Source organism: Pseudomonas sp. GW821-FHT03E01 (genome assembly GCF_059420765.1).
The window spans coordinates 74852-87941 of record NZ_JBWKUI010000018.1; the positions used below are offsets into that span (position 1 = coordinate 74852).

General features: G+C 54.7%; 10 protein-coding genes. 1 reads left to right on the forward strand and 9 read right to left on the reverse strand.

The window, feature by feature from the left end; all coding sequences use genetic code 11:
• Positions 1-54: 54 nt before the first annotated feature.
• The 8 genes from AC07VO_RS26435 to AC07VO_RS26470 all read right to left on the reverse strand — a co-directional run bounded on the left by AC07VO_RS26435 (position 55) and on the right by AC07VO_RS26470 (position 11054).
• Positions 55-753 carry an outer membrane protein gene (locus AC07VO_RS26435; protein ID WP_192351288.1) on the reverse strand — a complete coding sequence of 233 codons (699 nt, stop codon included), beginning with the start codon at positions 751-753 and terminating at the stop codon, positions 55-57.
• Positions 754-837: 84 nt separating this feature from the next.
• Positions 838-1314 (reverse strand): SRPBCC family protein, encoded by a 477-nt coding sequence (locus AC07VO_RS26440; protein WP_019020906.1) that lies wholly within the window; start codon positions 1312-1314, stop codon positions 838-840.
• Positions 1315-1373: 59 nt separating this feature from the next.
• Positions 1374-4784, reverse strand: a complete 3411-nt coding sequence (locus tag AC07VO_RS26445; protein WP_192351290.1) for a polyketide synthase family protein — start codon at positions 4782-4784, stop codon at positions 1374-1376.
• 83 nt (positions 4785-4867) lie between these two features.
• Entirely contained in the window at positions 4868-5953 is a 1086-nt protein-coding gene (locus tag AC07VO_RS26450) for an acyl carrier protein (protein WP_192351292.1), read from the reverse strand.
• Between the two features lie 118 nt (positions 5954-6071).
• Positions 6072-7835 (reverse strand): FAD-dependent monooxygenase, encoded by a 1764-nt coding sequence (locus tag AC07VO_RS26455; RefSeq protein WP_018927947.1) that lies wholly within the window; start codon positions 7833-7835, stop codon positions 6072-6074.
• A gap of 3 nt (positions 7836-7838) precedes the next feature.
• Positions 7839-8450, reverse strand: coding sequence for an HAD-IB family hydrolase (locus AC07VO_RS26460; protein ID WP_018927948.1), 612 nt, complete (start codon positions 8448-8450; stop codon positions 7839-7841).
• The gene (locus tag AC07VO_RS26465) at positions 8440-9960 is read right to left on the reverse strand and encodes a class I adenylate-forming enzyme family protein (RefSeq protein ID WP_495007681.1); all 1521 of its coding nucleotides are present in this window, start codon (positions 9958-9960) and stop codon (positions 8440-8442) included. Before AC07VO_RS26465 ends, AC07VO_RS26460 begins: the two co-directional genes overlap by 11 nt.
• A gap of 80 nt (positions 9961-10040) precedes the next feature.
• The gene (locus tag AC07VO_RS26470; protein WP_018927950.1) at positions 10041-11054 is read right to left on the reverse strand and encodes an SDR family oxidoreductase; all 1014 of its coding nucleotides are present in this window, start codon (positions 11052-11054) and stop codon (positions 10041-10043) included.
• A 532-nt stretch (positions 11055-11586) separates the two neighbouring features.
• Here AC07VO_RS26470 and AC07VO_RS26475 point away from each other — a divergent pair.
• Positions 11587-12183, forward strand: coding sequence for a TetR/AcrR family transcriptional regulator (locus AC07VO_RS26475; RefSeq protein WP_018927951.1), 597 nt, complete (start codon positions 11587-11589; stop codon positions 12181-12183).
• A gap of 117 nt (positions 12184-12300) precedes the next feature.
• Here AC07VO_RS26475 and AC07VO_RS26480 read toward each other — a convergent pair whose 3' ends face one another.
• Positions 12301-12921: a glutathione S-transferase family protein gene (locus AC07VO_RS26480; protein WP_064617447.1), complete on the reverse strand. Its 621-nt coding sequence runs from the start codon at positions 12919-12921 to the stop codon at positions 12301-12303.
• Between the last annotated feature and the right edge of the window lie 169 nt (positions 12922-13090).

Genomic DNA, 13090 nt, shown 5'->3' on the forward strand with positions numbered 1-13090 from the left:
GGGACCCCCGGACTCCTCGATAGGTGAAACTGCACCTATCGAGGAGTTTCCCGCTTAGAACCAATAATGCAGGCCGAGCATTAATGACTGGGCGCTGTAGTCAGTACGCACATCGCCTTGGGGCAGGCCCTGAATGTCACCGAAGTGCGCATCGCGAGTCTTGAGGTATCGATAATCCAGGGACATGGACCATTGTTCGGTGAGTTCGTAACCTACCCCGGCGCCGAGTTGATAGGCCGATACAGTGTCGCGATGAGTGTTGCCGAACTGGACGCCGCCGGCTTCCAGGCCACTGACCGACAGCTTGGTGTAACCCAGGCCGCCGCCGATGTAAGGGGTGAACCGATTGAAGGGGGCTGGCAGGTTCAAGACGTCATACCAGAGGTTGGCCATGACGCTGGTGGCTTCCTCTTCGCCTTTCCCGTCGATGCTCCCGCCGCCTTCGTAGACCCGGTTATTGAACTGGGTCAGGGTGTTTTTGCGGTAGCTGAGTTCCACTTCGGGTCTGAGCCCGATGGGGAATCGCCAGCCCAGTGCGAGTCCGGTGGCGTAGCCGGAGTGTAACGGTTGGTTGAATTCCATCTCGACAAAGTCGAGGTTGTTTTGGTTAAGGTCCTGCGGAGCCACCCAGTTCAGACCACCCATGACGCTGACGTAAGGGCCGAGCGTGTCGGCGGAACTGGACTCAGGGGCAATAATGCCCATGCCAATGACGCCCATCATGAGATACAGAGGTTTTTTAAATAGGTTCATGCTCGGTCCAAAGTGTGCCGTTATCGATAAGTAAGCGGGGGGGGGGGCGGGAGCGAGCGTGCAACACGCTCCTCCCGGGATATTTCATACACGGTGCAAATGCGTTCCAGGTTTTTCGAGCCCTGGGGTACTGATGGCATTCGCTCGTTGTTCAGCCAGCGTGCACAGGTTGCGCAGTGCCGTAGTCATTGCCGCGGTCAGCATTTTGCGTAGCAGCCCGCGGTATAAAAAACTCAAGGGGCCAGAGATCTTTGCGCTATGGATGACTTGGGTTTCATTCGGGGAAAGCCTGCGCATCTGGTGATCGAACTCAAGGTCGATCCAAAGCAGTCTTGCCGTGTTCCGATAGCTTTCATGCAGCTTCACTGCTTCCAGTTTCAGCGGCATGTTCAGGCCATTTTTGAGGACGCATTTGCCTCGCGTTCCAGGTTGAAACGGGCCATTGAGTTCACACTGGCGAACGTCGGTATCCCATAGCGGCGCTTCTGAAAAATTGCTCCAGATATTCCAGATTTCAGCACGCGGCGATTTGACTATGACTTGCACTTTGACATCGTTCACGGCGACACCTTGATTGTTGGGGGCACGGTCATGCGGGAGAGTGGGATCAATTGAGTGCCTCAGGCCGCGGGTGCGGATTGACTCAGCACCTGAGCTGTAATGCTGGCTTGACCGATTTTTTCGCCCCGGTTGAACAGGTCGATATAGATGCGGTTGGTTTTGAACGGCTGTTGTGCGTCAAAACCCGCTTGCGGTGCCAATGACAGCGGACTGTTCCTGGGGATTGGCCGATCCAGGGTGAAACTCAAGGCCAGCAGGTTCATCGGGGTGTTGAGTGGAATCCGCAGATGGCTGTGGGCAATCTGCATGTAGCACTGGCGGGCAACTTCGAGGAAATACACCATCGAATGGTGCTCGGGGTCGCCCTCCTGGAAGAAGTGCTCATCCGGCAGTTTGAGCGTGTCCACGCTCAAGCCCTGAGCGATGCCGCTCATGTCACTGACGATGACGTTTTCTTCCCTGGCCTTGTGCAGCAAGGCCTTGTCACGGCAGCGAGTGGCCGTGAACTCGCCGGCGGGCGATTTCTCGAACGCCGAGCTGTAGGCCATCCCAAGGACGCAGGTGCACATCAGCTTTCCGGCTTGCATGACCTTGGCATTGAACACCTGGGAGTCTTTTTCCTGTTCCAGATGCAGATCAATCACACCCTCCTTTTGTACGTATTGCTGGAACTTGATATTCAGGGTTTTGACATACGCGACTCGTCCACTCAGTGGCGGCATGGCGAGTTCAATCAGTTGCAACACGCCCTCGAGCAATAGAATGCCGGGGATGTGATCAAGAGGGTGATCGAAGAAATAAGGGTGCGCTTCATTCACCACGAGCTGGGCGTGCAGTGACTGAGCGCCGCGCTGGACGTTGGTGATTACGACGTTTTCCGGGCAACGTTGCCAGTGCGCCGGGCGCTGGACTTCAGTACCACGGTGCAGGGCGAAAAGACTCTCCATGGCGCGAACCCGGACACGCAGCCCTGAGAGCAGAGTGTTGGTCAGCATGTCGCTGAGTTGCAGCACGTCGACGCCGTCGTTTTGTGGTTCGCGGACAAGGCTGACAGGACGGGCAGGCGGGATCACCGGTTGCAGTTCATGGTGGGCCGAGTGAGCAAAACGCAGGGTAAAGGGATGCTTGATGGCAGGAGCGGGTTCGGCCACCGTGCTCCATTCCCGAAGCTTTTCAGTAAACAACCACATCACTGCCTTGCCGGCTTCGCGAACCTCGATCACCGTGTGAGCCGATGCACTCAACATCACCGCCAGCAGGGTTTCGATGCCACTGGCTTCAGCCAGGAAACCGGTAATCTCTTGCAGAGATCCACTGGCATGAGTCGCGTCAGGTTGCAGCTCGCAGACTTCAATGTTCTGGTATTGACTCCGCGATTTGCCCAGCAGTTGGCAAGCCTCTTCCAGCGAGTTCGCGGCATGGGCGAGGACCGCCGCGCGGATCACCAGTAAAGGTTTGTCGCTGGCGTCTGGTTGATAGGGACGCAGCGCAATCAGCCCCAGTCCTTCACCTTGCACCGTCGCTGAATGTCGGGCGCGCTCGATCTCGATTTCACCGCTGATAAAGCGCCCTGCACCGAGCAACAGCGTGGTTATGCCGTTCTTGAACCATTGCTGCGATGCCAGCAAGGTTTGCCAGAACAGACCCGGGGTGCCGACCAGTGTTTGATGGAAACCCTTGAAGTCAAAAATTTGCGTCGGGTAGCCGGACAACATGTTCGGCAACATGGTTGCGACGTCCGCTACCTCCACGCCCGGTGGCGTGCCTTGAGCCTGGGAGTAGAAGCTGTGAGCGCTGCTGTACGCATTGCTGAAGCGTTCCCCGCCCATGTTGCAGCACATGACCATCGCCGTGCCGTGTGAGCCGGCCACACCCGGCAGGCGTCGCAGCAAATGATTGACGCGATCGGTGATCAACAGCTTGAATGGATCGACATGGGCCAGAGGTTTGGGACCCATGCCGAAACCGTCGATATCAATGACGCGATCCTGCGCCAGGAATTGGCCCAGTAATGGCTGACCTGGGGCAGGGGTGTAATCAACGAAACGCCCATAAGGGAAACTGACTGATGGCGCTGCCGGCCGATCGAGCTGTTGCTTGAATGACTGCAACGAGCCGTGACTGCCGATCGCTGCTTCAGCTTCGACAATCGCAAGGTCCAGCATTAACACGCCGGGGTTGGCGTGAGGGGCGACAGGGCGGTTGTCGGGAATATATTCATCCACTACCAGATGCGCATTGGCGCCGCCAAAGCCAAAGCTCGAGATGCCTATACGGATCGCTGACTGCCGGTCCGCGAGGGGCTGTATCTGCCTTGTGGCCAGTCGCAGGCTGGTCTCGTCGACTTTTGCGCTGGTACGGTAGTCGGGCTGAGGTGGAATCCCTTTGTGACGCAAGATCATCAGCGCCTTGGCGAGCGAAGCGCCTCCAGCGGCGGCCAGTGGGTGGCCAATGACGGACTTGATCGAACCGATGGTGATTTTTTTGCCGTCTGTGCAGTGGGGGGCGAAGAAGCTGTTCAGCGAGTCCAGCTCTGTCGCATCACCCAGCGGAGTACCGGTGCCATGGGTTTCGATGTAGTCCACGTCATTGGGATCAAGACCGATATAGGCACGCTGGTAAGCCGTGTACTGGGCCTGTTTGCCAGGTGCAAACACTGAACCTTCGGCGCCATCGGCGGACATTCCCAATGCCCGTAAAACACCCAGGGGACGGCGCTGCGCAATCAGGGCCTGCGATACAGGTTCGACCAAAAAGGCGACTGCACATTCGCCCGGCACAATGCCGTCAGCGTCCTGGCCGAACGCCTGCATTTGGGCCCGGGCGGAAAAGGCGGTCAACTGCGAGAAGCCCAGAAACAGCGCCGGTGGCAGCACGGTGTTCAGTGCCATGACAATCGCGTTATCCGCCTGTCCGCTATTGACCAGGGCCTGAGCCATGTCGATTGCATAGGGGAACGAACTACAGGCGGTGTCGACCGATAACGCCGGGCCACCGAAGGCAAAAGCCGCCGCCAGTTCAGCCACTTGTTCACCCGGCGTGTAGCCCTGTGGTGCTTCGGTTTTTCCGGACATGCCGGTGACGAAATAACTCTCGTCACTCCAGGATGTTGCGACCACCAATGCGGTGCGTTCTTTGATCAGAGTCGAGCCTTGTCCGGCAAGCTGGGCGAGGAGTGTCTGCAGTACTTTCTTACCGATGGCGACCTGCCGTCCTTCATGCCGTGAAGGGGTTGATGCGTCATCGGTCAGGCAAAAAGCGCTGTCCAGGTAAACGCGATCCTTTTCACCTGCCTTTGCTGAATAGATTGACGCCTTATCCAGTTCCCAGCGTGTCAGCATCGAATTGATAGGTGCTATCTGTCCTTGCGTCAGCAAATGCCAAAGCGCATCCGTTGACGGTGCCCCGGGAAACTCGCCGGCCATTGCGCTGAAGCAAAAGTCGCCCTCTGTTGTTACCGCGCCATTCATACCCTGTCTCCTGATTGCCAAAATGCTGGGTGATCTGTCCGATCACCCGGATTCCATGCCATTTTTTACAGCGGCTCAGTGCTTCAGCTCAGTCGTGCCAGAAGCGACAAGGCGTCCTGCGGCGTACGACGCGACATCAGTGCTTCACCGGCAAACTCGCTGGCAGAGCACTGTTGCGCCATTGATTGGCAGAGTGCTTCTCGGGCAAAACCGTTGAGCCCTAACTGTGCAAAGGGCGTCTCAATGTCGATCGACTGTGGCGCGTCCGGGATCAGGGGTGACAGGGAGTTGAAAAGCAGGTTGCTTGCCTGCCCTTGGTCGTCCGTTGAGGCAGGTGCTTGCACTTCGGTAGCGGGTGTTGATGTCGACTCGGGGGCGGCCAGGGCGGCTTTAATCAGGGCGATTGTTGCCTGCGGATACTTGGCGTTGGCCAGCTCAGTGCTGTTGGCCTTGAGTTGCGGCCACAATGCGACGACCGACTCCAGGAAGTCCAGCTGCACGAGGGAGTCCAGGCCCAGGCTTTCATAGCTTTGTTTTTGGTCGATCTGGTCAACCGTAAAACCGGTGATATTCGCCAGTTGTTCCAGTACCCATGCTTCGACATCCACGGCAGGTGCCTGCGGATCGGCTTCAAGCCGCGCCAGCAAGGCGGTAGGAGTGGGGGCATCAAAGAGCTGCGAGGTGAGCTCTTTCTTTTCCGGGAAGTGCTGGGCCAGGGATTCGAAAATATCGACCATGCCGAGAGAGTCGATACCCAGGCTTTCGAAACTTTGATCGAAGTCGATTTGTTCTTTTTTGAATCCTGTGACCGTACTTATTTCGGCGCGCAGCCATTGCCCGTAGTTGAGTGCGGGTGTTTGTTCCGCAACAGGTGTCGATTCCAGTATTACCGGGTTCGAGTGTACGGGCTCCAGCACCGCAAGGTTTTTATTGACGGGGGCTTCAATCCCATTGGCATAAACGCCCTCGAGGACTTGTTGATGAGCATTGAAGTAGTGCGCAGTGACGGATTCGGCCTGCTCCAGCAAACGCATCAATATTGATTCTTTTGCGATATTGGACTCGCACAGTGAATCAATGATTTTTTCTGAAAGAGAAAAATAGCTGTTGGCTATTTTTCCATTGGACACGATGAATTCCTGCACAACATCGTTGAGTTGGAAGCGCATGAGGTTCTCCTAACCAAAGTCGGTATATGTTTTCTACAAACAAGAAATAACAAGTCTTGGCCCAGGGTTGGGCCTTGTGTGAATCAATGAACCAGGTTGGCAGTAGCCATATAGCGACTTAAAGTTGGAGTTCCACTGCGTCGATCTCGGAAGATGTTGTTTTTCTGGCTCCTTTGAGCAGCCCGGATCTTACGTTCAGATAAGTGAAGAGCGTTATTGCATCGGCTCCCTGGAAAGCGATGTAGCCGTCAGGACGAATCAACATCAACGTGCCCGCTTTGGCATGGTAACGCTTGTGCAGCCGCCAATCGGGGTCCAGCAACGTCGAGTGCCAGGAAGGCAGTTCGGCGCTGCTCAGGGCATCAATAACGCAATAAGCCTTGATGCCCGGGTAGTCCTTCTCCACCGACTCGGCCAGCGAGTAATAACCCGGCAACAACGGGGAAAACTGATCGGCTGCGCTGAAAATCAACAGCGTGAACGTTCCGTGGAACAAGTCGATCAAGCGCTTTGGCGGCATACCTTGCAGTTGCCACAACTCGACATCGGGTGCCAGTTGCCCGGCGCGAGGCACCGACGTCTGGAATTCGGGTTTCTTGCCTTTTTTATCCCAATTCATGCGCTGCTTTTTCGTCAGCGATTCCTGGATGTAATCACTCTTGCCGTAGTGGTACTGATGACCGGAAATCATCGACGGCAGTTTGCGCTGAACCTTGCGCCTGTTGCTTATCAGTGGCAGAACATTGTCGCGCAGCCAAACGAGGGCGCGATGCTTGACGGTAATCAGTCCGGTCAGTCGATGTGCCGTGTTCTCGACTTCCAGGGCCACCGGGTAGCGCTCTTCGTTGTAGCTTTCCAGCAACGATGGATCAGCCAGGCCCTGATCGACATAGGCCATTTTCCACGCCAGGTTATAGGCCTCGGAAACCCCCAGGTTCATCCATTGGCCACCTATCGGGCTGCCGATATGAGCCGAGTCGCCCACCAGAAACACAGAGCCTTGCTGCAACGACTGCACGCGGCGATGTTGGAAAGAAGCGATGGTGGTCGATGAAATATTGGACAACGTCATCTTTTGCCCGCGTCCTTCGCACAACCGCTGAAAGTTCTCCAGGCTCAAGGAAGGGCGTTCACCTTCTGGCGGCAGGTTGTAGGGCATCTCGATGAAAAGTCGATAACGGGATTGAGCGCTGATCGGCGCGACCGCGACATAACCGTCCTGTGCACCCAGGAAGAAAGCGCCTTCGTCCTTGCTTCCAGACCACTCGATATCGGCATCGGCGAGCATGAAGAAGCGGTCGTAGGACGATCCTTCGAAGGTCATATCAAGACGTTTTCTGATGTTGCTGCGAGCACCGTCGCACGCGACCACCCAGCGGCTGGAAAAGGACTCGGCGCTGCCGTCCGCATGCTGAAGCGTCATCTGCACCGAGCCCGGCTGGTTTTCTATATCGACCAGCTCGGTATTCCATTCAACATCTGCTCCCAACTTGTTCAGTCGCTCAAGCAGAATCTTCTCTGTCTGCGGTTGTGGCAGGCTGAGGAGCAGGGGGTAGGTGGCGTCCAGGTAGGAGAAGTTGTAGTTCAGCACCCGTTTGGCGTTCGATTGCACCGAAAACTGGTTGATAGTGAATCCGTCGCTGATGGCCTGATCGGCAACTCCCAGATCTCGGAAAATTTCCAGGGTTCTGGAATGGATGGCCATCGCTTTGGTAGCGGTCGAGGGACCGGCATTCTTTTCAATGATGCGAAAAGAGACGCCCCACTTCTTCAGCATGATTGCCAGGGACAGGCCAATCGGGCCGGCGCCTACGATCATGACTGTCGGGGTATTACCGGGTTGGCTGAAGTGCTTGGGGGCCAAAGTGCTCAGAGTGTTCATCGGTTAGTACCAGTTTCTGTAGAAGGGAGAGTTGGCAATGCCGAGCAGGGCATCGTCACCGGATGAATCCCCGTAGGCATAAATGTAAAAGTCATCAAGGTTGCTCAGGCAGCCCTTGAGCCGTGTGACTTTCTCTCTCTCAACACAGTTGGTACCTGATATTCCTCCGGTCAGTTTGTTCTTCGCCGTCGCCAGGCGAGTGCCGCAGACATAGTCAAAACCCGCTGCCTGACCCCAGGGAATCAGGTAGTTTTCCGGCGAGTTGCTGACCAGCGCAGTGACATGCCCCATGGACTGATGCCATTGCAGCCGGCGCAGGGCCTCGGGCCTGAGCCAGAGCGGTAGCAGCTCGCTGATGAAATACTTGGCATGCTCGCGCTCTTGCTCAACGGACAGACCGCCCAGATAACAGGCAATGAATGCCAGTCGGGCTTGCATCAATGGCGTGATGCCAACGATTACACTGAGCATTTTGGGCAGCAGGGGAATGATCCTGAGCCAGAACGATCGGGTTCCCACGATATAACGCATGTAGCGCCAGAACGTATGTCTGTCGGTCAATGTGCCGTCAAAGTCAAACACGGCCAGTACCGGTTGTGTGCCATTAGCTTGCATGAATCTCTTCCTTGAGAGAGATGATCTCGATGGTTTTGGGCAACTTGAAGCCCGAGAGGTAGCGCGAGAGCAGGGTAGAGACAGCGCTCTGGATCAGGTCGCCGCTCCCTTCAACGCACAGGTGCAGTACGTTGACCTCCTTGTTGTCCGGGACGATGTAAGCTTTCGCGCGCACTACATCCGGGTGCTTCAGGGCAATGGATTCGATTTCAGTCAGGTCGACCATTTGCGCTTTGATCTTCGAGATTCGCAGGCGTTGGCAATAGAAGAACACATGCCCGTCGTCGTCCCGCCAGACCAGATCACCCGTGTGTAGCCAACCATCACGGAAGAACCGGGCATTGGCGTCCTCTGCATCGTTATAGCCGTCAATCACCATCGAACCGCGAATCAGCAGTTCGCCAATGCGTCCAGGTGCGACATCCCGCCCTTCGGCATCGACGACCCGTAGTTCTACGCCTCTGATCGGTTGTCCCATGGCGCCGCGATGGACCTTGCCAATCGAGCTCTGGACAATCACCGGCATGCTCTCGGTCAATCCATAGCCTTGCAGCACCGGATTGCACCCCAGCAGTCTTCCCAGTTTCTCGGCTTCGTCTGCGGGTAAATGGCTGCCACCCGAATAAATCATCAGGTGAGGGTGCAACGGCAACAGCGCGCCCTTGCGTTTGGCCAGTCGTGTATTGAAGTAGCGAATGACGTCGGGCACCAGGCAGGCAAAGGTGACCTTATGCTGGGACAAGACTTCTGCCAGATCCCTGTTGAGCAGGGTGTTAGTCATTAACAGTGTGGCGCCCACGCTCAAGGGGAAAACCATCATCACCGACAGGCCGAAGATGGCATACAGCGGCAGCGTCACCAGATGAACGGAACCGACACCTTGAAGATGAAACTGCTCATGCAGGCCATCGCTCGATTGCGTCAAATCAAGGTAGCGGTGAGAAACGGCCAGCGGTTTACCGATGCCCCGGTAGGTGAACTGTACCGAGACAATCGGATTGCCTTCGGGCAGTAACAAGGGCTCGGTCTGTCGGGGAAGCCGAGAGTCCGCCGTTGCGTTGTCGGGCAGGGGCGATGACGGCTCGCTTGCGGCGTTCAACACCAAGGAGTGCTTAACGCCGTAGTCAGGCTGAAATGTCTCGCTATGCTGCTCGAACAGCGTTTCGGTGGTCACTACCAGCGTCGGTCTGGCGATGCTGATGACGCTGTTCATTTCGAATGGCGTCAGTTTGTAGTTGAGAATGACCGGAACCGCACCGCGACCGATGATCGCCAAATAGTAAGCGATGAACTCCACCCCATTGGGTAGAACGAGCGCTACTTTGTCGCCAGGCAATACATTTAATGCTGAGAGTGCGCCATTGCACTCTTCAGCCTTTATACGCAACTCACGGTAAGTGACGGTATCTTCTTCCGCGTCCAGGTTCCTGATGGCAATGTGCTCAGGGAACGACTCTGAAAAACCGACGAACCGATGCAGAAAACCTTCTTTAGATGAAAGGCTTTTCATTTACCAACCTCTCTCAATCCTTGAATTTATGGTCAGACAAAAAAGTACTACAGAGGCAGGCTATATATAAATTGTTTCAATTAAGCATCAATGTAGTTATTTTTCCGATACCAATCCAGGGTATCGGTCAATGTTTCCGTCACGGGGCGGAACTTGCACTGCAATTCTTTCAGGCTTTTGTTGTGGCTGAAATGGGTGCGCCCTTGCTCTTGCTCCATGAGTTTGACAGTGGAAGTGCTGATGAGCACCGGCTTTTTCGTGATTCGGTAATAACCTTCATAGATCAAGGCAATTATACGCAGCATGAACAGTGGCACTTTGCGCTCCGGCGCTTTTACGCCGCTGACACTGGAGAGCGCCTGGAAAATGCTTTTCATGTCCATGTGATTGCCGGCTGCCAAGTAGCGTTCTCCGGATCGGCCGCGTGTGATCGCCGCGAGTTGATGCTCTGCTACATCCCTGGCATCGACAACGGAAAAACTTCCAGGCAGTACGCCGGGCAATTTCTGTCCGACAAAGTCGAGCAGGAACTGTCCTGATGAGGTCGGGCCGATGTCCCCAGGGCCAAACATCCAGCCAGGCAATACCATGGCGACGAACATGTCCGGATGCCGCGCCAGGAATTCCTGAACTTTCTGTTCAGACAATATTTTACTCAGGTAGTAATCGTCAGCCTCCGATTCACTGCGAGACATTGTTTCATCGATCACCTGATCTTTATCGCCCTTCAAGACGGCAATGGAGGAGGTATGGACTGCACGACGAATGCCTGCGGCATAAGCGGCCTGCAACAGGCGCTCGGTACCGGTCACGTTAGTGTCATACAGTTTCTGCCAGTGCTTTCCACCTTTGTAACTATCGCGGAAATAGGCGGCCGTATGAAACAAGGCATCACAGCCTTGCAAGGCATGGCTGAAGGCGTCGACATTGAGCATGTCGCCTTCGACAAATTCGACTGGCAGATTGCCGAACTGCTTCTTGGCTTTTTCGACGGAGCGGACCAGTGCTTTTACTTTGATGTTTCGCTTTAAAAGCGCATGAACCACATTATTGCCGAGCAGGCCTGTAGCGCCTGTAACAAAGGCATATTCCATTAAAATCCAGCTCCTGTGGGGTGGTAACCTGCTACTGCATTGAGATTGATGTCACCGCGCTCGATGCTTTGACCAGGCAGGGGGCGTCAACGGCGGCAAGTAAAAACCATTCGGTATCTGGAAATCAAGCGGTATTTAACAGTCGCCACAAGGTCGACGTCCTTGAACCCGACCTGAAACACGAAAATCCTGTGGTTTAGAGCGTTGTCGACAGCAGGCATTCACCGGGATCGGGCGGATTGAGGTCATCGCTAGACATTTTTGCCGTCCGTCGCCTGCCTTCTGGGGGGAGTCAAAAGACACCCTTGCTGACTCGATTCATCAGGGCGCGCGCGTCAGGCTGGATACCAAGGCGCCTGAACGTGCGGGGCTCAATACATGGCATTTACATGGCACTCCTTAAAAGTTTAAATGCAAAGTGATTAAGAGGGCTTAGTATAAGATATGATAGTTAAAACAGGTTTGCGCAGTGAGTGGCAGATCCGTTGCATCCAGTTACAAATAGATTTGTTTGGCCAAAGGAGCCGAAGGCGTGATTAAAAAGAGATTAGGTCGAGAAGAAAGTCAGCAAATAACAAGGGATAAGTTATTCGATACCGCCACTGACCTTATGGTGAGAAAAGGTTTTCACGCCACCAGTGTCAACGCTATTTCCGAGGAAGCCGGTTTTTCGAAGGGGGCCTTCTTTTCAAACTTTACAAGTAAGTCGGACTTGCTTCTGCAGTTAACTCAGAGATTCAAGGGAGTTGAGATTGATCGATTGAGTGTCACCCTGACTTCAGGGTATTCATCGGAAGAGCTGACCCATGGATTGAATGCCTATATTGACACGCTTAAAAATAATACCAGTTGCGCGATTCTTGATGCTGAGTTGCAACTGATCGCCTTGCGTGATGAAGAGTTCTCAACGCATTACTACGATCTGCATCAGGAAAATAGTGAAGCCTTGGGTAAGTTGATTACCATCATATTTAATCATGCAGGCAAGAAGCCTCCTTTGGCGAATGCCGCTCTTGCAAGGACCTTCACCGCTTTGTCGGAAGGTTTGATACTGCAAGGGCATAAAGATCCAGCCTCTGAAATAAAACTGGTGTTGAACTCGCTTATCCAGACAGCAGAGCCCTTATAGAACGCTGCCATTCTTGTGATACATACGATATTCGCATGTCCGGGGCTCAGACCTCGGGCAGGATGCGAGCAGCCATGCCCATCTTTAGCGCACACAATAAGGTCTGCGCAGTAGCGCTCAGTGATTCTGGAACGTTTTCAATCCTCGTTGTACGGCGGGCCTGGCTTCGATCGCGTCGAACCAGCGTGATAAGCGTGAAAGCACTGCCCAATCCAGCCGATCACGAAATGATGCCGCAATGGTGAAAGCGGAGATGTCCGCCATGGAGAACTGATCTCCGGCCATAAAGTCGTCGGTAAGAAACCGTTCTGCGTAGACGAGTTGTTCAATGACGCGTTGATCGATAACTGTGGCCGCATCATTAAATCCTGCCTGGCGCAGGGAAAATGCAGCATGACTGGGCCCGATGACGTCCGTTACGAAAAAGAAATAACGATCAAACACCCGGTCGCGTTTTGGTCCACGATGCGCAGGTGCAAGCCGACCCGGAGCTTTTGCATCAGCGAACTGAATGATTGCGTTCGATTGGTTAATGACCAGCGGGGGTGTCGATGAATGGTCGACCAGGGTTGGGACTTTTCCTGCCGGATTAAGCGCCAGGTACGACAAGTCGCGTTGCTCATTCGCCTGCAAGTTCAGTCTTCGTGCGGTGTAGGGGATACCTGCTTCCTCCAAGGCTATTGCAGCCCTCAGACTGTTGCCGGTAGGCGCGCCATACAGCTCTATTTTCGGGCTCATCAGACACTCCCTGAAAATGAATGGATGATTATTGGATGCTAAGTGGAAAGCGGCATACGCGCCTGTCTACAAGGAGTACGCACAACGTTTCGCGTCAGTTAACCAGTCCGCTTAGGTATGCCCATTCGACGAGCATGGCCAAGTAGAATCTGTACGCCGCTCAGCACTA

Excerpts from the sequence above, each read along its gene's own strand:
- AC07VO_RS26465 (WP_495007681.1), bottom strand. The coding sequence starts at position 9,960 with ATGAAAAGCCTTTCATCTAAAGAAGGTTTTCTGCATCGGTTCGTCGGT.
- AC07VO_RS26470 (WP_018927950.1), bottom strand. The coding sequence starts at position 11,054 with ATGGAATATGCCTTTGTTACAGGCGCTACAGGCCTGCTCGGCAATAAT.
- AC07VO_RS26445 (WP_192351290.1), bottom strand. The coding sequence starts at position 4,784 with ATGAATGGCGCGGTAACAACAGAGGGCGACTTTTGCTTCAGCGCAATG.
- AC07VO_RS26435 (WP_192351288.1), bottom strand. The coding sequence starts at position 753 with ATGAACCTATTTAAAAAACCTCTGTATCTCATGATGGGCGTCATTGGC.
- AC07VO_RS26460 (WP_018927948.1), bottom strand. The coding sequence starts at position 8,450 with ATGCAAGCTAATGGCACACAACCGGTACTGGCCGTGTTTGACTTTGAC.
- AC07VO_RS26480 (WP_064617447.1), bottom strand. The coding sequence starts at position 12,921 with ATGAGCCCGAAAATAGAGCTGTATGGCGCGCCTACCGGCAACAGTCTG.
- AC07VO_RS26450 (WP_192351292.1), bottom strand. The coding sequence starts at position 5,953 with ATGCGCTTCCAACTCAACGATGTTGTGCAGGAATTCATCGTGTCCAAT.
- AC07VO_RS26455 (WP_018927947.1), bottom strand. The coding sequence starts at position 7,835 with ATGAACACTCTGAGCACTTTGGCCCCCAAGCACTTCAGCCAACCCGGT.